The 19,089-nt window shown below is 47.6% G+C and carries 17 protein-coding genes; 15 read left to right on the forward strand and 2 right to left on the reverse strand.

What is annotated here, in order from left to right; genetic code table 11:
• Window positions 1–91: 91 nt before the first annotated feature.
• The gene (locus FYJ45_RS18500; protein ID WP_021639897.1) at window positions 92–613 is read right to left on the reverse strand and encodes a hypothetical protein; all 522 of its coding nucleotides are present in this window, start codon (window positions 611–613) and stop codon (window positions 92–94) included.
• A 313-nt stretch (window positions 614–926) separates the two neighbouring features.
• Here FYJ45_RS18500 and FYJ45_RS18505 point away from each other — a divergent pair, with 313 nt between their 5' ends.
• The 3 genes from FYJ45_RS18505 to FYJ45_RS31485 are packed head-to-tail and all read left to right on the forward strand — an operon-like array spanning window position 927 to window position 2,939.
• The gene (locus tag FYJ45_RS18505; protein WP_154466476.1) at window positions 927–1,604 is read left to right on the forward strand and encodes a response regulator transcription factor; all 678 of its coding nucleotides are present in this window, start codon (window positions 927–929) and stop codon (window positions 1,602–1,604) included.
• The gene (locus FYJ45_RS18510) at window positions 1,601–2,794 is read left to right on the forward strand and encodes a sensor histidine kinase (protein WP_154466478.1); all 1,194 of its coding nucleotides are present in this window, start codon (window positions 1,601–1,603) and stop codon (window positions 2,792–2,794) included. Before FYJ45_RS18505 ends, FYJ45_RS18510 begins: the two co-directional genes overlap by 4 nt.
• Before the next feature lie 16 nt (window positions 2,795–2,810).
• On the forward strand, window positions 2,811–2,939 hold the full coding sequence (locus tag FYJ45_RS31485; RefSeq protein WP_268890953.1) for a hypothetical protein: 129 nt from the start codon (window positions 2,811–2,813) through the stop codon (window positions 2,937–2,939).
• A 153-nt stretch (window positions 2,940–3,092) separates the two neighbouring features.
• On the opposite strand, the gene FYJ45_RS18515 is transcribed toward FYJ45_RS31485, so the two are convergent.
• Window positions 3,093–4,112: an ABC transporter substrate-binding protein gene (locus tag FYJ45_RS18515; protein ID WP_117544649.1), complete on the reverse strand. Its 1,020-nt coding sequence runs from the start codon at window positions 4,110–4,112 to the stop codon at window positions 3,093–3,095.
• A 221-nt stretch (window positions 4,113–4,333) separates the two neighbouring features.
• Between FYJ45_RS18515 and FYJ45_RS18520 the strand changes: the two genes are divergently transcribed.
• The 12 genes from FYJ45_RS18520 (at window position 4,334) to FYJ45_RS18575 (ending at window position 18,996) form a co-directional block, all read left to right on the forward strand.
• A complete protein-coding gene (locus FYJ45_RS18520) occupies window positions 4,334–6,085 on the forward strand; it encodes an O-antigen ligase family protein (RefSeq protein WP_154466480.1) in 1,752 nt (583 codons plus the stop codon).
• A 122-nt stretch (window positions 6,086–6,207) separates the two neighbouring features.
• Window positions 6,208–6,828: a hypothetical protein gene (locus tag FYJ45_RS18525; protein ID WP_154466482.1), complete on the forward strand. Its 621-nt coding sequence runs from the start codon at window positions 6,208–6,210 to the stop codon at window positions 6,826–6,828.
• Between the two features lie 202 nt (window positions 6,829–7,030).
• Window positions 7,031–9,370, forward strand: coding sequence for a DNA helicase PcrA (gene pcrA, locus FYJ45_RS18530; protein ID WP_154466484.1), 2,340 nt, complete (start codon window positions 7,031–7,033; stop codon window positions 9,368–9,370).
• A 219-nt stretch (window positions 9,371–9,589) separates the two neighbouring features.
• Window positions 9,590–9,904 carry a hypothetical protein gene (locus FYJ45_RS18535; protein WP_330588743.1) on the forward strand — a complete coding sequence of 105 codons (315 nt, stop codon included), beginning with the start codon at window positions 9,590–9,592 and terminating at the stop codon, window positions 9,902–9,904.
• Window positions 9,905–10,036: 132 nt separating this feature from the next.
• Window positions 10,037–11,557 (forward strand): 23S rRNA (uracil(1939)-C(5))-methyltransferase RlmD, encoded by a 1,521-nt coding sequence (gene rlmD, locus FYJ45_RS18540; protein ID WP_330588744.1) that lies wholly within the window; start codon window positions 10,037–10,039, stop codon window positions 11,555–11,557.
• Between the two features lie 399 nt (window positions 11,558–11,956).
• Complete coding sequence (locus FYJ45_RS18545) at window positions 11,957–12,160, forward strand: hypothetical protein (RefSeq protein WP_154466488.1); 204 nt, start codon at window positions 11,957–11,959, stop codon at window positions 12,158–12,160.
• A gap of 453 nt (window positions 12,161–12,613) precedes the next feature.
• The gene (locus FYJ45_RS18550) at window positions 12,614–13,666 is read left to right on the forward strand and encodes a GntR family transcriptional regulator (RefSeq protein WP_154466490.1); all 1,053 of its coding nucleotides are present in this window, start codon (window positions 12,614–12,616) and stop codon (window positions 13,664–13,666) included.
• 16 nt (window positions 13,667–13,682) lie between these two features.
• A complete protein-coding gene (locus FYJ45_RS18555; protein WP_195841882.1) occupies window positions 13,683–14,549 on the forward strand; it encodes an N-acetylneuraminate lyase in 867 nt (288 codons plus the stop codon).
• Window positions 14,546–15,589: a sialidase family protein gene (locus tag FYJ45_RS18560; protein WP_154466494.1), complete on the forward strand. Its 1,044-nt coding sequence runs from the start codon at window positions 14,546–14,548 to the stop codon at window positions 15,587–15,589. Before FYJ45_RS18555 ends, FYJ45_RS18560 begins: the two co-directional genes overlap by 4 nt.
• A gap of 26 nt (window positions 15,590–15,615) precedes the next feature.
• Window positions 15,616–17,283 carry a type 2 periplasmic-binding domain-containing protein gene (locus FYJ45_RS18565; RefSeq protein ID WP_195841883.1) on the forward strand — a complete coding sequence of 556 codons (1,668 nt, stop codon included), beginning with the start codon at window positions 15,616–15,618 and terminating at the stop codon, window positions 17,281–17,283.
• Window positions 17,284–17,374: 91 nt separating this feature from the next.
• Window positions 17,375–18,301 carry an ABC transporter permease gene (locus FYJ45_RS18570; RefSeq protein ID WP_320620560.1) on the forward strand — a complete coding sequence of 309 codons (927 nt, stop codon included), beginning with the start codon at window positions 17,375–17,377 and terminating at the stop codon, window positions 18,299–18,301.
• Window positions 18,301–18,996 carry a carbohydrate ABC transporter permease gene (locus FYJ45_RS18575; protein WP_235930881.1) on the forward strand — a complete coding sequence of 232 codons (696 nt, stop codon included), beginning with the start codon at window positions 18,301–18,303 and terminating at the stop codon, window positions 18,994–18,996. Before FYJ45_RS18570 ends, FYJ45_RS18575 begins: the two co-directional genes overlap by 1 nt.
• The last annotated feature ends 93 nt before the right edge of the window (window positions 18,997–19,089 follow it).

Here is a 19,089-nt window from a genome sequence, read left to right on the forward strand (position 1 = left end):
ACGATATAAAAAAGATTCGCGGATATAACTGCCCGCGAATCTTTTTCTATTATACTTATATAAGGAATGCTCTGCATTGATGGGTACAGCGTCAGCCGTCCAGCCTGCGTACCATTGCAACATAAGAGTCGAGAACCATAACGCTTTCTACCTTCTTTTCAGAAGATAAATAAATAGTGACCGTAACGCCGTCCTGGAATTCCATTTTGGGATCAAAGGTATCGGTTAATTCATATTTTCCGTTGTTATTTTTATAATAGGCGTTACCGTCTTTATCGTTGTAGACGGTAAAATCATATTTATCATAATTGGTATCACCCAATGATAATCCGTTTAACAGGGAAACAGTGGAATCACCGTTAAAAGAGATGTAGGATAACAAGCCATCTGTGTAGCCAAGAGTGATATAGCCATAATCATAGGTATTATTTACCAGTTTGTATTCCTCGTCCCCCATGATTTTCTCCACATCGGCGCGGCTCATGTACAGCTTAAGCTTATCTCCCGAGGGAAGCTTTACCCCGAACATTTTTTCCGCGGAGCTGCCTGAACAGGCGCCAAGGAGCACTCCCAGCAGCAGTGCGGTAACCAGGCACAGCATTTTCTTTTTCATAATTTAACCCTCCATAGTTTATGAATTTATGTATCTACAGTATATCATACCATTGTTTAAGGAGAAAGCCAACCACAGTTTTACCATACATTTATGGCAGGATTTCCCGTATTGTGACCAGGGGAGGCAGGACTGCGGGATTTTAACTCAGCGGGAGGTCTTAGCGGGAGAGCCTGTTAGAGGAACCATCCTTTACATTTTACCTTATTTCTTGAAATACATATGGAAAGCAGGTAAAATGAGTGCAATACAGGGGCGTAAATACAGTAATCAGATGCAGTCGGAGACTGCAAAACATGGATAGGAGGCATATATGGCCCACAGGATTTATTATATTGAGGATGATGCGGGGATAGCGGAGGGAGTGGCTTTTTTCCTGCGAAGAAAGGGCTTTGAGGTGATAACGGCCGCTACGGTTGCGGAGGGGAAGCAGCTGCTGGGCAAAGGTCTGCCCTCCGTGGTGCTAGTGGACTGGAATCTGCCGGATGGCAGCGGAGAGGGGCTGTGCAGGTGGATAAGGGAAAAGTGGCCCATGCTGCCGGTGATTTTTCTGACGGTCAGGGGCGATACCAGGGACATTGTGAACGGTTTTCAGAAAGGGGCGGATGATTATCTGGTCAAGCCTTTTGAACTGGAGGTGCTGTATTCCAGAATCTGTGCGCTTCTCAGACGGGCCGGGCAGGCCGGGGGAAGCTATCTGGTGTGCGGTCCGGTTTCCATGGATAAAAATCAGATGAAGGTGTTTCTTCATAAGGAAGAAATCAGTCTGGGCTCACTGGAATACCAGCTTCTTGCAGCGCTGCTGGAGCATAAAAACCATACGCTTACCAGGCAGAAGCTTCTGGAGCTTTTGTGGGATGCAAACGGAAATTTTGTAAATGACAATACCCTGACCGTTGCCATGAAAAGGCTGCGTGAGAAGCTGTCGAATCCGGCCTGTATCAAAACGGTGCGCGGTTTCGGATACCGTATGGAGGATGTGGAGGAATGAATAAGAAACAGTCGGTTATAGCGGCGGGGATACTGGCGATTCTGTGCTGCCTGTTTTGCAGCATGTGTGCGGGAGTGCTCCTGGCCCGGTATTTTGCGGCGAGCCAGAAGCGTATCCTTACGGAAGTCACGGCCGGCCTGGTGGAAGCATATCCGCAGGAGGAAAAGGAAATCATGCTTCTGGTAAAGAAGGGGCTGCAGCCGGCTGTGCGCGGGGAGGAAAAAACGGCGGACTATCTGTCGGCATATGGTTACCGGCTGTCGGATTTTGCTTCCGGTTATCTGAAGCGTTCCATAGGGACGGCCTTTGTGGGCACGGCGGTGGTTCTGCTCCTGCTGGCAGGGCTGTATGGGCATGTGCAAAAGAAGCGGCAAAAAAGGGTCGGGGAGCTGACCGGATATCTGGAAAAAATAAACCGGGAGGGGACAGCCTCCATACTGTCTGACGCAGAGGATATGCTGGCCCCGCTGCAGGATGAGATATACAAAACGGTGACTGCCCTGCGTTTGGCCAGGGAAGCGGCGGTGCAGGAGCGGAAGAATTTTGCGGATAATCTGGCGAATATAGCGCACCAGCTGAAAACGCCGGTAGCTTCCCTTTCCATTGTGGCGCAGCTGATGGAAACGGACGGACAGGGGGGAGAGCGGGCGGTTTCGCTGAGAAAACAGACGGCGCGGCTGGAACGGCTAATTGAAGCGCTGCTGACCCTGTCCAGAATTGATGCGGGCGTGTTGCAGCTGGAAAAAAAGGAAGTGGATATTTTTACTCTGCTGGAGCTTTCAGCGGAGGGCGTGGATGAGATAATCCGCGCACGGAAAATCCGGGTGGATATCCCCAACCATCCCGATATTACGTTTCAGGGGGATATGGAATGGAGCATGGAGGCTTTTTCCAATCTGATAAAAAACTGTGCGGAGCATACGCCTGAGGGCGGCCGGATTATGATGGATTATACCGGGAACCCGCTGTATACCCAGATTATGATCCGGGATACGGGGGCGGGATTTGCTCCGGAGGAGCTTCCGCATGTGTTTGAACGGTTTTACCGGGGAAAGGATGCGGGAGAAATCGGGATCGGCATCGGCCTGTCCCTGGCGAAATCCCTGATTGAGATGCAAAATGGTTTCCTTACGGCGCAGAACCTGCCGGAGGGAGGAGCCTGCTTTACGGTCCGGTTTTACCATCACTGAGGGGGGACGGCGGACAGTGGAGGGAAAATCGGACAGCGGCGTGGAAATCGGGCGCGTTGCTTTTGAAGGGAAGCGGCTTGTGAGGGCAGGGAAGAGGCTGAAACAGGGCAGGGAAGAGGCTGAAACAGGGCAGGGAAGAGGCTGAAACAGGACAGGAAAGAGGCTGAAACAGCGCCGGCAGCCTGCAGATTATGTCTGCGGCTGCCGGTTTTTTTATTTCAAGAGAAAGCTTTGCGGTTTATTGTTGGGGAGAAAGCGGAGGCCTTTACTGATTTTTTGTAAAGCGTCGGGGAGACAGTTATTTTGCTGCCGTCTGTGCATATTCCGTATTTACCAGGTCGGTATAGGGAACCCTCTGGGAAAGCTCGCCGGATTCCTCCAGGATATTCTGCAGCAGGGTGAAGGCGTCCTCATCAAAAACCAGATTGTCCTTCCAGGTATCCTGATCATAATATCTGGTGACGATGGTGGTGATGGTTTCCTTGTCGGTTTCTTCAAACTGCGGCTGGATGGCTGCGGCAATTTCTTCAGGAGTGTGGCTCTTTACATAATCCATGCCCTTCTGGAGGGCGTTGGTGAAGGACTGGATTACGTCGGGATGCGCCTCAATATAGCCCTTTTTCGCGGAAAAAGCGGTGTAAGGGACATATCCGGAATCCTCGCCCAGAGATGCTACCACGTAACCGTCGCCTTTGGCTTCCAGGGCGGTGGCATGTGGTTCAAATTCTACGGTAAAATCACCCTGTCCGCCGGAAAATGCGGCTGCGGTGGAACCGAAATCAATGCTCTGGTCAATTGTCAGGTCTGCCTGCGGATCGATGCCGTTCTTTTTCAGGATGTATTCGAAGACCATTTCCGGCATTCCTCCGGCCCTGCCGCCGAGAATGGTGGTGTTTTTCACCATATCCCAGGAGAAATTGTCAATCGGCTCCCTGGCTACCAGGAAGTTGCCCGCGCGCTGGGTCAGCTGTGCGAAGTTTACCACATAGTCCTCCGTGCCGCCCAGATAAGTATAAATGGAGGCTTCAGAGCCCATAAAGCCGATGTCGGCTTCGTCTGTAAGTACGGCGGTCATGGTTTTATCGGCTCCAAAGCCGGTAACCAGCGTGAGGTCGATGCCCTCCTGGGCAAAATAGCCTTCTTCGATGGCCACGTACATCGGCGCATAAAAAATGGAATGGGCTACCTCATTCAGCGTAACCTCCGTCATTGCTTTATCCGGCGTATCCTTGGCGGTTTCCTGCTTCTTACCACAGCCTGCAAAGGTAAAGACAGCCATGGCAAGAACCAAAGTAAATGCGAGAATTCTTTTTTTCATAAATCCCTCCATAGGTTTGATGGTATATTGTATGAAAAAAAGCGCGGAAGGTGCTTCTTTTTTGGCTGGTATGGCTGTACAGCCGCTGGAAAGCACCGGCTTGACAGCTAAGGAGGGTTTGGGGATAATAGTAGAAAAGAGCGGAAAAAGTCACTTGTGGATTGGGGCAAAAAGCTGCGAGGGGACTGGGCGGTTACGGAAAAAGGAAGCTGGGCGGGAAAATGGCAGGATTTGCAGATTGGCGGAAAAAAGCGGGCGGGATGTGTGAAAAAGCCATACAGGCCGCCGCAACGGTATATCTTCTGGTTGCGGCCTGTATGGTGCCGCTGTATATGCATGACGGATATTATGGGCTTGGGACGGCAAAATTCCAGCTTTACCGGAATGTGGGCTTCATGGCGCTGCCCTTGATGGTGATTTTTGCTGCGGTAAAAGCGGCGGGCGGCTGTAAAGGGGGACGCCGGAGGCTCTGGGGCAGGGAAAAAGGCGGGAATGGGACGCTGCCGGGCGTTTGGATTAAGGACAAGGCCGGAACCTGGCTGCCGGAGCTTTTTCTTCTGGCTTATGGCGCTGCGGTGATACTTTCTTTTTGTCTTTCTTCCTATAAAAAAGAGGGATTGTTTGGGGCGGAGGGCTGGAATATGGGGCTTTTTTCCCAGATGAGCTTTGTGGCGCTTTATTTTTATTATGCGTATGTCTGGAAGGCGGAAAAAGAAGCGGTTGGGGTGATTCTGGGAGTTTCCGGTGGGATTTGCCTGTTGGCGGTGCTGAACCGGTTCGGCTTTTGGCCGGTGGATTTCCGGGGAAGGTCGGATACGACGCTTTCCACTATTGGGAATGTGAACTGGCTGTGCGGGTATCTGTCGGTGCTGCTGCCTGTGGGGACCGCGGTGTTCTGGGGAAGCCGCAGGGAAGGGCAGAACGGCGGAAAATGCAGGGAAGGGCGGAAAGGCAGAAAATGGCTGCAGGCGGGAGCGGGCGTTTTCACGGCGGCGGCTTTTCTGTGTACGACTGTGCAGGGGAGTGACAGCGGTTTTCTGATCATAGGGACGGCGCTGTGGGTACTGTTCCTGATTGCCTGCAGGGACGGAGCGGAAATGTCCGCATTCCAGGATGTGTTTCTGACGGCTTCGGGCGCTGTTTTCGTGGGGCTGCTGGGATTGCGGGTATTTCGGGGGACTGTGGAAGCGGACAGCTGGATAACGGGGATCGTTTTGTATGGCGCGGGGGCGGTTACGGCGGCAGCGTTTGCGGGGCGGCTCTGGTGGAAGAAATGCGGCGGGACGGAGCGCGCTGGGGAGCGCTCTGGAATGAAAAAAGGCGGGACGGAGCGCATCGGAGTAAAAAAAGGCAGGACGGGGAACGACAAGTCTGCAGATGCCGTACAGCAGGGGAGGCGGCTTTCCCTTATGCGGAAAATGGGCGTGCTGCTGCCGGCGGCGGCAGCGGCGATTTGTGCGGGACTTCTGGCGGCTGGTACGCTGGGAGGGGAAGGAATGAAGGAAAGCCTGCCGTCCATTTTTATTTTCAGTGAGGAGTGGGGGAACGGACGGGGCGGTATCTGGAAGGAGTGCCTGGAAATATGGCGGGAACAGGACATTGCCAGGAAGGTGTTCGGCGTGGGGCCGGACTGCCTGAAGGCCTTCCTTTATGCGGAGCAGGGGGGCAGGCCGCTTCTGACACAGATTTATGCGGATGCGGTCCTGACCAACTGCCATAACGAGTGGATGACCTTGCTGATGGACACCGGGCTGCTGGGACTCATTGCCTATGCGGGCTTCCTGGTCAGCGCTGCGGTGCGTTTCCTGCATAAGGGCGGAACTGCAGGGGCGGCGGGAGCGCTGGCAATCATTACCTACACGGTTCATAATATGGTTAGTTTTCAGCAGATTACGAGCACACCCCTCCTTTTTCTTGCGATAGGACTGGCATGGAACAGTGGTTGTATAAAGCGGGAGAATAGAGTAAAATGAGGATAAAGAGTAAAAGACCTTCAATAGTGAGGATGGTGAACAGCTACAAAGATTTATGGAAAAAGAGGAGCGTCCGGCCGGTTGGCCCGGAGGCGTGCAACGGGAAAGGGTAAGGTGTTGCTATGGAAAAAGGAAAGAAATGGCTGATGTATTTTGCGGCAGCGGTGCTGCTCACAGTGGTGATTCCCATTACGGCCGGAGCCTCAGGCTCGGCTAGCGGCAATTCGGCCAGCGGGAATGCGCCGGCGCCCACAAAGCCCAATGTGGTGCAGATGAGTACCGGAATTAAGCTGAATTCCACGGTGCCTACCTATTTTTATGCGGATACGGTAAAAGGGGTCATCATCCTTTCGCCGGACGGTATGGTGAAAACGGCTGCCGGGCTGACGGATGCCCAGATAAAGAACGGTGCTGGCCTTTATTTTTCCGTAACGGAAGGAAAGACAGGGCCGCAGGCCAGACAGGCGGTGTTCCTCACTGCAGCCATGAACGGAAGAAACGTGATATCCATGCTGGATGTGCAGCTGACGAGCAATGCCGGCGGGAAGACTAACATCATAAGCCGGACGCTTGCTCCTGTGGTGCTGACCATCGGCGTGCCGGATCAGTTCCAGGCCTGGAATAATTTTCAGGTAATCAGCATTGCAAACGGCTCCATTGAGGTGCTGCCGGATCTGGATGTGGATCCGAGGACGGTGACGGTGGCCACAAGCAATTTTGGCGTGCTGGCGCTGGTTTATTAAGTACAGTTGGATGCCGTATATAGAGCGGTGTGCGGCGGGCAGGCTGCCGGGAGATGATTCCCGGCAGCTTTTTCCGGCTTTCCCAACCGGTTTGGCAGACTGGTTTTATAAAAAATTCCCCTTTTTTCTATCGACATCGAATGCATGTTCCGATATAATAGAGAGCATGGATTTACGGAAGAGGCGAGAATGGAGAAATAATATGAGCATTTATGATACTTTGAATGAAAGGCAGCAGGAGGCGGTCTACCACATGGACGGCCCGGTGCTGATACTTGCCGGTGCGGGAAGCGGGAAGACCCGCGTGCTGACCCACCGCATTGCTTATCTGATAGAACAAAAGAGGGTCAACCCCTGGAATATCCTGGCCATTACCTTTACCAATAAGGCGGCGGGGGAAATGCGCGACAGAGTGGACGATATTGTGGGCTTTGGCTCGGAGAGCATCTGGGTATCCACCTTCCATTCCACCTGTGTCCGTATTCTGCGCAGATACATAGAACGGCTGGGCTATGGGAATAATTTCACCATCTATGATACGGACGATACGAAAAATATCATGAAGGATATCTGCAAACGACTGCAGATAGACACCAAGACGCTGAAGGAGCGGACGCTGTTATCCGTCATTTCATCGGCAAAGGACAGCTTGATCTCCCCGGTGGAATATGAGCTGAAGGCCATGGGGGATTACACGAAGCAGAGGGCGGCGCAGGTTTATAAGGAATATCAGGAGGTTCTGCATAAGAATAATGCGCTGGATTTTGACGATTTGATCGTAAAGACAGTGGAGCTGTTTAAGACCTGCCCGGATGTGCTGGATTATTATCAGGAGCGTTTCCGTTATATCATGGTGGATGAGTACCAGGATACGAATACGGCCCAGTTTGAGCTGATACACCTGCTGGCGGGCAAGTACCGGAACCTGTGCGTGGTGGGCGATGACGATCAGTCCATCTACAAGTTCCGCGGGGCCAATATCAGCAATATCCTGGATTTTGAAAAGGTGTTTCCCGAAGCGGAGGTTATCAAGCTGGAGCAGAATTACCGTTCCACGCAGACCATCCTGGATGCAGCCAATGCGGTGATCCGCAATAACGTGGAGCGTAAGGAGAAGGCGCTGTGGACGGAAAAGGGAGAGGGCGACCAGATTCATTTCCGCCAGTTTGACACTGCCTATGAGGAAGCCGAATTCATTGCAGGTGAAATCGGAAAGAAGAAAAAATACGGGAAAGCGGAATTCAGGGACTGCGCGGTTCTTTACCGCACCAACGCACAGTCCCGCATTCTGGAAGAACGTTTTATTATGGAAGGCATTCCCTACGATGTGGTGGGCGGGGTTAATTTCTACTCCCGCCGGGAAATCAAGGACATGCTGGCATATCTTAAGACCATTGACAACGGGCGGGACGATCTGGCGGTAAAGCGCATCATCAACGTTCCCAGGCGGGGAATCGGCGCAACCACCATCCTGCGTGTGCAGGAATATGCGGACGCCAGGGGACTCAGCTTCTATGATGCGCTCCGGGAAGCCGATCAGATTCTGAGCATCGGAAAAAGCGCGGCAAAGCTGAAGCCCTTTGTAATGATGATCCAGTCCTTCCGCAGCAAGCTGGAATATTACAGCCTGCAAGAGCTGATGAACGATATCATCGAAACTACGGGCTATGTGAAGGAGCTTCAGGAATCGGACGAGGAGGATGCGGAGGATCGTATCCAGAATATCGACGAGCTGGTAAGTAAGGTAGTGGCTTATGAGGACAGCCATGACGACCCCTCCCTGAGCGAGTTTTTGGAAGAGGTGGCGCTGGTGGCTGATATTGACGGCGTGGATGCGGAGGATAACCGGGTGCTTCTCATGACCCTGCATTCCGCGAAGGGACTGGAGTTCCCCCATGTATATCTGGCCGGACTGGAGGACGGCGTGTTCCCCAGCTACATGACAATCACCTCCGACGACCCTTCGGCAGTGGAAGAGGAACGCCGCCTGGCCTATGTGGGAATCACCAGGGCCAAGGAGGATCTGACGATTACCTGTGCAAAACAGCGCATGCTGCGCGGCGAGACACAGTACAACCCGGTCAGCCGGTTTGTCCGGGAGGTCCCCGGGGAATTGCTGGATAACAAGCCTCAGATATTCAAGAAAAAAACGGATTTTGAGGAATACAGGGAGACGCCGGAAAGCCGCGCCAGATTCCAGACGGCCCCTTACGGCGGCAATTATGCGGGCGCGCCTTCCCAGGCGGCGGACTGGCGGCCGAAAGCTGTGGTAAAGCCCAAACGGACCGATCCGGAAAACAAGCCCTTCATTGCCCAGGGCATCGGAAGCCTGGCCGGAGTAGCAGGACTGAGCAAGGGGGCAGGAACCAAACAGGCCAGTTTGGAATACGGTATTGGTGACAGGGTGCGCCATATTAAATATGGAGAAGGAACCGTGCTCAACATTGTGGACGGACCGAGAGACTATCAGGTCACCGTTCTTTTTGATAAAGCGGGCCAGAAGATCATGTATGCCGCTTTTGCAAAGCTGAAGAAGATATAAGGGGAAGCCGTTTTTGGAGAACCGGTTTGTTGTGCCCTGACGGCCGGATTATATTTTTCCCGGGCATCGTAATGTATCGGTTCAGTAAACTGAACTGATATATGGATACGGCAAGTTCATATTTATTTCATGAAAAATTTATAGTAAAGCAATGTAAAAAGTGGTATGATAAGAACAGTATTTAAGCATACTAGTAGCAGGGAAGAAAGGATGGTTTGCATGGGAAAGCTGGATGAGGTATTAGAAATGATGAAAGTAAACGAACTCCTTGGCAAAAAAGTAGAAAAGAAAGACAATGGGAATACAGTTCTCTGGATTCTTGCAATTATCGGAGCCATTGCGGCGGTAGCAGGAATTGCATATGCGGTGTACCGTTATCTTACTCCTGATTATCTGGAAGATTTCGACGACGATTTTGATGATGATTTCGACGACGAATTTTTTGAAGATGAGGATGAAGAAGGCACCGATACAACAGAAGATACTGCCAAGGCAGATGATGCCGGGAATGATGAAGAAACAAGTGAAGAATAAGTAAAGTATCGACAGGAGACGGGATGCTGAGGCATCCCGTTTTTTAGGCGTTTTATTAATGTTTATGTAATTGTGATGTAATGGGACAGTTATGAAGTTTATTATACAGAATGGAAGAAGTGAGAGGGCGATATGAAAAAAGGTCAGGTCAGAGAAGGAATCGTACGGGACGTGAAGTTCCCCAATAAAGGAAATGTGGAATTGCTGCCTTTAAAAGACAGGGAGGAAGGAACGGCTCCGGGAATGTCCGCGACAGAAACATTTGCGGCGGAAGCGTCTGCAATGGGAACTTCCCCAACAAAAATGGCTTCTGCGGCTGAGTACTGCACGGTAAAAAATGTGCTTCCCGGACAAAAGCTTTCCGTGATGATAACAAAGGTACGCAAAGGAAAAGGGGAGGGGCGTGTGCTGGAAGTGCTGGAGCAGGCGCCCGATGAGGTGGAAGCGCCCTGCCCCCATTTCGGAAGCTGCGGCGGCTGTACATATCTGGCGCTTCCTTATGAAAAGCAGCTGGCGCTGAAGGAAAAGCAGGTAAAGGAGCTTTTGGACAGCGTGCTTTGCAGGCAGGAGGAGCCATGGGTTTGGGAACCGATAAAAGCAAGCCCGAGGCAGCTGGGCTACAGGAACAAGATGGAATTTTCCTTCGGGGATGAGGTAAAGGACGGGCCCCTGGCATTGGGAATGCATAAGAGGGGGAGTTTTTATGATATTGTATCTGTGAGGGACTGCAGGATTGTGGATGAGGACTACCGGAGGATTCTTAAGGGGACGCTGGATTATTTTACCGCGGAGAAGGCGGCCTTCTTCCACAGGCTGACACATCAGGGGTATCTGAGGCATCTGCTGGTGAGAAAGGCTTCCCATACCGGGGAGATATTGATTGCACTGGTTACTACAACGCAGGAAAACAGGGATCTGGCTGCATTCCGGGACATGCTTCTGGGACTGCCGCTGGAGGGAAAAATTGCGGGAATTCTTCATATTGAAAACGATTCCGTGGCCGATGTGGTTCAAAGCGACCGGACGGAAGTGCTTTATGGGCAGGATTATTTTTATGAGGAGCTGCTGGGGCTGAGGTTTAAGGTATCGGTATTCTCCTTTTTCCAGACAAACAGCTATGGCGCGGAGGTGCTCTACCGCACGGCCCGGGAGTACATCGGAGAACTGAAAAAGGAAGGCTGTGTGGTGTATGATCTTTACAGCGGTACCGGAACCATTGCGCAGCTGATGGCGCCGGTGGCGGAAAAGGTGATTGGCGTGGAAATCGTGGAGGAGGCTGTGGAGGCCGCGAAAAAGAACGCACAGCTGAACGGGCTTAATAACTGTGAGTTCATCGCCGGTGATGTGCTGAAGGTGCTGGATGAGATTGAAGAAAAACCGGATTTTATTATCCTGGATCCGCCCAGGGACGGGATTCATCCCGGGGCGCTGCAGAAGATTATCAGATATGGGGTGGAGAGGCTGGTGTATATATCCTGCAAGCCTACCAGTCTGGTACGGGATCTGGAGGTGTTTCTTGGGAACGGATATGCGGTTAGGAGAGCGGTTGCTTTGGATCAGTTTCCGTGGACTTCCGGAGTTGAGACTGTGATAATGATCGAACGTTGTGGTTTTTCTGGGAAAAATCAAAATAAACCATTAGCGCTAGAATAAAAAACAAGGGAAATATATAAAATCTTTGTTTACGATAATTCGCTTATTAAAAACTGCGGTGTATGAGGAAGAAGCAGCCATGTATAGTTAAATATATTGCTGCTTTTATGGCTTGAATTATGGCTAAGCTGCGAATGCTGCCTGAAGGAAGATTAGGGTCTTTGCTTAATTTTTGAAATTTATATTCAACGGTGCCGTGTGTTTTTTGAAAAAGTAAAGATAGTTATGAATCAGTACAGAAAATTTGTTAGACAAAAATGAGATATAAGAGATTAAGATAAGAAGCGGCTAAGTGAAATATTTCACATGGCCGTTTTCTTTAGTTAGTGTGTAAATGGGAACCAGAAAAGGAGGTGATGCCAACATTCGGAAGAAAAACTGGGAGCGTCTGCTATAGATATGGACATTCTCCCTGTTTTTGAAAGCCTTCCGGAAGATATTTACGACTTGCTAAGTGAGATAAAAGTAGGAGCATATATTGTTGAACAGGAGAATGAAATTTTACAGAGGAAGGGTATTGTTTTCGTTTTGAAGAGGGATGGGATGATGTTTATGATGAAAAAATACAGAACTTTAAAGAAGAAGCCAACTGTCCCATTTTGATATGTTTGGAAGTCGGAGAAAAAGACGGGTATCGGGAAGCTTGGATTGATCTTAGACGTAAAATGAGCAGGGGATCGAAAAACCATGTTTAATCAATGCTTCCAGGCTCTCTACTCCAGAAAAATCAGTGTTGAGAGTGATATAGAAGCAACTTTTTTATGATAATTATTTGAATTTTGCAGAAAACGCATCCAGAATTAGGACTTTTTATTTTCAACCAAAATAGAATGTTTTTTAAGATGATATCGGAAATTGCTTATAAATAGGCAGTAAAACATAAAATAGTTCAATAATAAAAGAAGATGAGTAATAAAAGGCAATCATATTGACGTTATGATCCTCTTTGATTAGAATGACAATATAAGACAAAATAAATAAAAAACAGGGAAAATATGACATAAATATGTGTGATATTCATAATTTTTATGCATTTTTTTCAGAAAGGATCTGAATATGCCGCTTAGATATCAGGAAGTAAAGCAGGAAATAAAAAAGATAATTTCTGGGTTGAAATCAGGCAGCAGAATACCTTCCCGGAATTTTTTGAGCAGAAAATATGAAGTGGCACGTAATACGGTGGATAAGGCAATTGCGGAACTGGAGGAAGAAGGATACCTTCGCTGTGTAAAAGGAAGCGGTACTTATGTATCCGGCATGAGAATGCAAAAAATGCTTAATGTAGGGGTAATCCTCCCTTCGATTATGGGGGATATTTATCCGCAGTTTATTTCAGGAATTGAGGAATATACATCTGCCCATAACATTAATGTGGTCCTTTCCAGCAGTGAAAATTTCCCTGAGAGACAGAAAAGTAATATACATCGGATGATGGACATGGAAGCAGACGGTTGCATTATTATTCCTATAATCAATTCAGAACTCAGTTTTGAGACCTTTTCGCAGTTGAAGAGGCATGGGATTCCTTTCGTTATCTGTAATCGGAGTATTGATGGGCTGGATGTTCCCTTTGTCGGTGTTAATAACCATCATGGAGCCTATATGGCGACTAAACATTTAATCGGACAGGGATGTACAAGATTAGCATATTTTTCACAACGTAAATACTCAACATCAATTGAACGGTATTATGGCTTTGAAACCGCGATTCGTGATGGCGGAAACTATTTAGAAAAAGAAAAGGTGATACTTGGTAATTATAATGATGATGAACTAAAGGAGCGGATCAGGGCTGTATTCGAAGATGAATTCTGGCCGGATGGAGTGCTCTGCTTTGATGACACGATGGCCACCGTGCTTTATTCCATATTACAGGAAAAAGGATTACAGCCTGGGAAAGATGTGAAGATAGTAGGGCATGACGACAGTAATTTATGTAATATACTGTCTGTTTCCCTCTCGTCGGTATCCCTCAGAGCAATGGAAATGGGAAAGGAGGCGATAACCATGCTGATGGGATTAATTGATGGAAGCGCAGATGCAGACAGCTTCCGTCTGATACATCCTCAGTTGGTCATAAGAAACAGTACAGATGGAACAACAAACTAATAACAGGAGAGAGAAAATGGAGCTAAAAGGAATTGTACCCGCTCTGGTTACACCATTTGACAGAGACGGAAGTGTTAACATTGAAGAATTGAAAAAACTTGTAAAGCTGCTGCTTTCAGAAGGTGCAGATGGGTTTTATGTGACCGGAAGTACGGGAGAGTGTTTTCTGCTGACTGATGAAGAAAGAACTCGTATAACTGCAGCGGTTGTAGAAGCATCGGAGGGAAAAGTGCCTGTTGTGGCACATGTAGGAAAAATCGGAGCAGCGCAGGCTGCAAAATTGGCAAAAGAGGCTCAAAGTGTGGGAGCCGCCGCAGTTTCAAGCGTGCCGCCCTTTTATTACGATTTCAAGTTCGACGAAATTGTTAAGTATTATGAGGTAATTTCCGATGCTGTTGATTTGCCTCTTGTAGTCTACAATTTCCCCCAATACTCAGGTGTATCTATTAATGCTTCTAATCTTGGATTAATCATGAAGAACTGCAGAATCGGAGGTTTAAAATATACGGACGCAAACCTTTATGAGCTTGAAAGAATAAGGATGCAGTATCCGGAACTTCGTATTATGTTTGGACAGGATGAGGCTTTTCTTTATGCGCTTCCTGTGGGTGTAGATGGAGCAATCGGCAGTACTTACAACTTTATGTTGAAGAAATTTAAAAGGATTTGGAATGCATATCAGTTAGGAAATATGCAAGAGGCGGAGCAAGTTCAGCATGAGGCATGCAGGATAATTGATAAATTGCTTTGTGTGCGGGATATTACAGCGGTAAAGTACCTGCTGGGGAGAAAAGGAATCGAATGCGGCAGCTGCAGATTACCTTTTAATCCAATAACGGAACAGGAAAAACAACTTTTAGATAAGATAGGGGATTTGGATTGAAGCTGATAGAAACAACAGTAGTTGAAGCATTTGGAAAGGGCGCCTATCAGGAATATCGGATTCCTGCGATCGTAGTGACTGAAAAAAAGACACTGCTGGTTGCCTATGAGTCCCGGATGGAAGCGGGTAATGACTGGGCAGAGGTGGATTTGACAGTAAGGAGAAGCCTGGATGGAGGGAAGCGCTTTGAACCGGCAATTTATCCGGCTAAAAAAATAAACTGCGGCCCCAAAGGCGATAAAGTTACATGGAGCAATCCTGTGCTTATTGCAGATCATGAGCTGATACATCTTCTGTTTCACCTGAATTATGAAAGAGCCTGGTATTGTTACAGTCTGGATGAAGGAAAGACATTCAGCGAACCTGTTGAGATCACGGATACCTTCCGGAATTTACCATGGGAGTGGAATGTCTGCGCATCAGGACCGGGCCATGGGATTGTTTCCTGTACGGGAAAGCTTGTAGTACCGGTCTGGCTTGCGCTTGGCAAAGTCCATAACGATAAGGAAAAGACGGGAAGGATAAAGGATCATTTTCCCTCTGCTGCCGGCTGTATTTACAGTGATGACAGAGGGAAACACTGGCAGGCAGGATTTATGACTCAGGGTATTGAGAATGCAAACGAAACTACGGTAGTAGAGCGAAGAGATGGAAGCTTTTTGTTTAATTTCAGAAATGAAAGATATGAAAAATGTCGGGTTCTGGGTATTGCTGATCCATATTTGTCCGGTCTGCGCAGGGTGTGGTCAGAAACTAAACTACCGGATCCCACCTGCTTTGGCAGTATGGTAAGAGCTGGTAAGTTTATTTGTTTTGTCAATTGCGCCAATGCGGATCCGGAATATCTTTATGCATCCAGGATTCATTTGACAGTATATCTGAGCCGGGATGAAGGGCTTACATGGGAGAGAGTAGAACTGGTGGATGAAAACGGCGGGTATGCCGATATAACAGCTGATGAAAATGGGCTGTATGTATTTTATGAAAAGGGGATTTCCGGAAAAGTCGATTCGTTGCAGTTGAAGAAATTTTTATGGTAGAAAACAAATTGGAGGAGGTACTGAAAATGAAGAAGAGAAGTATTTTGGCATTGCTGATGACTGTAGCTATGACTACGGGGGTATTGACAGGCTGTGGACAAAAAGCGCCGGAAGTACGGCAGGAAACTCAAAAGCAGGAAGAAAACATGCAGCAGTCTGCTAAAACAGATTCTACAGCGGCGGAAGAAAACAATGAGGGTGCGCCAACGATCGTAATATATAATAATTCGGGCGCATTTTCTGTGGCCGGGGCGGAAGCCGGAAGCGACACATCTGTTTATAAAGAGATGCAGGATTATATACTTGATCAGACTGGTGTTAAGGTAGAAATAATTATGCCGCCTTCCGATGGCGCGGCAGCAACGGAAAAACTGAATCTTCTGCTGGCCGGGGGCGATCAGATTGATGCATGGTGGGGCAGTTGGAACGATTATGCAAAGGATGGTATTATTTTGCCGTTGACGGATTATGTAAAAGCTCCGGAAGCCAAGGATTTATATGATTTGTGGGAACCCTGGGGAGCCTGGAGCGGTGTGACGGATAAAGACGGTACAATATGGGCAATCCCCAGAATGACGGATACAACGCCATATCAGGTATTTGTGCGTAATGACTGGCTGGATCTGGCAGGTATGGATATGCCGAAGACCTTTGATGAGTTGAATGCGTATTTATATAAAATTAAGGAGCTTGATCCTTATGGAAATGGAGAAACAATACCGTTGATCGTAGAAAAAGGAGGCTCTACGGATGTTCTTGATCGTGTGGAATCCGTCTTTTTAGGCGGTTATGTTAAAACCGGAAACGGCAAATGGCTGGATGAAACCGATAATAAGGTAAAACCTGAATGGATTGCAGACGGATATGTGGATTTTCTGAAGCAACTCAATCAATGGTATAAAGACGGCATTATCCATAAGGAAGGCTTTACAATGGACGTAGATACCATCAAACAACAGATTGCTAAGGGGGCGGTGGGAGCGTCCGCAATCTGGTATTCAAGAATAATGGTGAACGAACCTATTCTTCGAGAAAATCTGAAGGATTTTGACAGGAACAAACACAACTATGTATTCGGCATTAATGAATCCGGTATTACAGGACCTAACGGTAATCTGATCCAGACAAAGGCTCTGGGCGGTACCAGCGGCATGCTAATTAGTAGCAAATGCAAGTATCCTGAAGCAGTAATGAAGTTTGTGGAATGGTCTTTTGAATGGGAAAATTACACAAATGAAATGTATGGTCTGGAAGGAAAGTACTGGAAGTATAATCCGGAGGTAAAGGATGCTGAAAAAAATAAGGCTGTGCTCCCGATTGAAGGCGGTCCTACCTATGCCCGTGATTTCCTTGTTTCTCTTGGATTGCCGCTTGAGATTCAGACAACGGAATATGACGGGGATGGAATCCAGACAATGCAAAATCTTTGGCTGCAGGAACATCTGGATGATTTTGATGCGACAATAAATCCTGGTATTGAGAGCGGTATCAACTGGGATACGGTTGCCCTGGCTGAAAATATCCCCACCCTGAACGATCTGAATACCTTCAAGGACGAGGAACTTGTAAAATTCATAAATGGAACAAGAACCTTTGATACCTGGGATAAATTTATTGAAGAATGCTATCAGATGGGCCTTGAGGATTATATAAACGAATATACCAGACAGTTCAATGAATTGCACGGAAACTAATCTATGAAAACCTCTCTCTGTTAAGGGAAGCTTTTAACTAATAAAGCAGGCAGCTGGAAAACCGGCTGCCTGTATACGAGGAAGAATGCGTATGAAACATAATAAGAAACCCATATGGTATTATTTGAAGCGGGACCGGTTTATTTATCTGCTGATACTGCCGGGGCTGCTATGGTATATCATTTTCTGTTATCTGCCAATGTTTGGTATTGTTATTGCGTTTGAAGATTATAAGCCATTCTGGGGACTTGAAGGAATTTTTACCTCAGACTGGGTAGGACTGAAGCATTTCATTAAATTTTTTAAATCGGCATATTGTTTGAGATTAATAAAAAATACATTGCTGTTAAGTATCTATTCTCTGGTGTGGAGTTTTCCGCTATCAATTATTCTCGCTTTGCTTATCAATGAACTAAAGGGCAAATATTTTAAGAAAACAGTACAGACAGTATCCTATCTGCCGCATTTCCTGTCTGCCGTTATTGTCTGCGGCATGATACGAACCCTGACCACTGTGGACGGGGGATTGGTAAATGCAATTGTTGCGGCGTTTGGAGGGGAAGCAATTCCTTTTTTGGGACAGCCGGAATGGTTTAGAACAATTTACACGGTATCGGAGGTATGGCAGAGCATCGGATGGGAAAGTATTGTGTTTATTGCGGCAATGACCGGCATTGATAAGGAATTGTATGAAGCGGCAATGGTAGATGGCGCTGGCGTTATGCGACGTATGTGGAATATTACAATTCCGGGAATTATGCCGGTTATTACAATTATGCTGATTCTCAGAGTAGGCAGTATACTGAATCTTGGTTATGAGAAAGTTCTGCTTCTTTATTCACCTCAGGTTTATTCTACTGCAGATATCATTAGTACATATGTATATCGGGAAGGCGTGGTGAATCAAAATTATTCTTTTGCTGCCGCAGTCAATCTGTTTACTTCGTTGATCTCTCTTGTTCTTGTATTAGGAACAAATAAAATTACGAAGAAAATGGGACAGGAGGGGATCTGGTAATGAAAAAGAAATTTTCCGGAGAACATATTTTTCAGGCGGTAGATATAATTTTAATGTGTATTTTTATGTTTCTGATAATTATCCCTGTATTTACTGTCGTCATGACATCCTTTGTCAGTGAAGCGGAAATTGCCAGAAGGGGAACCTTTATCATTATTCCTGAGGATTTCGATTTCTCCGCCTATAAAATGCTGTTTGCCAGCGGAAAAAATATCCTGAGGGCATATGGCAATACATTATTTCGTGTTATTGTCGGAACTGCCCTGAATCTGCTGATTACGATATCTTTAGCATACGGTTTATCACGGAATAATTTAAAGGGACGTACCTTTCTGACCGCTTATGTGTTTTTCACAATGTTATTTTCAGGAGGCCTGATACCTACCTTCATTTTAGTAAAAGGGCTGGGGCTGATTGATTCCAGATGGGCAATGGTACTGCCTTGTATGGTAAATACGTGGAATTTACTTATTATGAGAAATTTCTTTTGTGCAATTCCTAAAAGTCTGGAGGAAGCGGCAGTAATCGACGGGGCCAACGATTTACAGATTTTGAGCAGGGTGGTGCTTCCCTTATCAAAGGCATCGATTGCTACAATAGGTCTTTTTTACGCGGTTAGTCATTGGAATGCATGGTTTGATGCAATGCTTTATATCAATAAGCAGCGCCGAAAGGCGCTGGCAGGTTGTAAATAATCCTCTCGATACTTTTATACTTAAATATTTATTTTCCACATCGCTACGCCCTTTTCATGTTTTTATCCACACCCTTTAGGCATTCGTAGCCTT

Origin of the sequence: Eisenbergiella porci (genome assembly GCF_009696275.1) — a bacterium.
In the GTDB taxonomy this organism is placed as follows: Bacteria; Bacillota; Clostridia; order Lachnospirales; family Lachnospiraceae; genus Eisenbergiella; species Eisenbergiella porci.

Bases quoted from the DNA above. Each gene is read 5' to 3' on its own strand.
- FYJ45_RS18535 (WP_330588743.1), top strand. From the start codon at position 9,590: ATGGGAAAGCTGGATGAGGTATTAGAAATGATGAAAGTAAACGAACTC.
- rlmD (WP_330588744.1), top strand. From the start codon at position 10,037: ATGAAAAAAGGTCAGGTCAGAGAAGGAATCGTACGGGACGTGAAGTTC.
- FYJ45_RS18565 (WP_195841883.1), top strand. From the start codon at position 15,616: ATGAAGAAGAGAAGTATTTTGGCATTGCTGATGACTGTAGCTATGACT.
- pcrA (WP_154466484.1), top strand. From the start codon at position 7,031: ATGAGCATTTATGATACTTTGAATGAAAGGCAGCAGGAGGCGGTCTAC.
- FYJ45_RS18520 (WP_154466480.1), top strand. From the start codon at position 4,334: ATGGCAGGATTTGCAGATTGGCGGAAAAAAGCGGGCGGGATGTGTGAA.
- FYJ45_RS18505 (WP_154466476.1), top strand. From the start codon at position 927: ATGGCCCACAGGATTTATTATATTGAGGATGATGCGGGGATAGCGGAG.
- FYJ45_RS18515 (WP_117544649.1), bottom strand. From the start codon at position 4,112: ATGAAAAAAAGAATTCTCGCATTTACTTTGGTTCTTGCCATGGCTGTC.
- FYJ45_RS18570 (WP_320620560.1), top strand. From the start codon at position 17,375: ATGAAACATAATAAGAAACCCATATGGTATTATTTGAAGCGGGACCGG.
- FYJ45_RS18500 (WP_021639897.1), bottom strand. From the start codon at position 613: ATGAAAAAGAAAATGCTGTGCCTGGTTACCGCACTGCTGCTGGGAGTG.
- FYJ45_RS18555 (WP_195841882.1), top strand. From the start codon at position 13,683: ATGGAGCTAAAAGGAATTGTACCCGCTCTGGTTACACCATTTGACAGA.
- FYJ45_RS18510 (WP_154466478.1), top strand. From the start codon at position 1,601: ATGAATAAGAAACAGTCGGTTATAGCGGCGGGGATACTGGCGATTCTG.
- FYJ45_RS18525 (WP_154466482.1), top strand. From the start codon at position 6,208: ATGGAAAAAGGAAAGAAATGGCTGATGTATTTTGCGGCAGCGGTGCTG.
- FYJ45_RS18575 (WP_235930881.1), top strand. From the start codon at position 18,301: ATGAAAAAGAAATTTTCCGGAGAACATATTTTTCAGGCGGTAGATATA.
- FYJ45_RS18550 (WP_154466490.1), top strand. From the start codon at position 12,614: ATGCCGCTTAGATATCAGGAAGTAAAGCAGGAAATAAAAAAGATAATT.
- FYJ45_RS18545 (WP_154466488.1), top strand. From the start codon at position 11,957: ATGGACATTCTCCCTGTTTTTGAAAGCCTTCCGGAAGATATTTACGAC.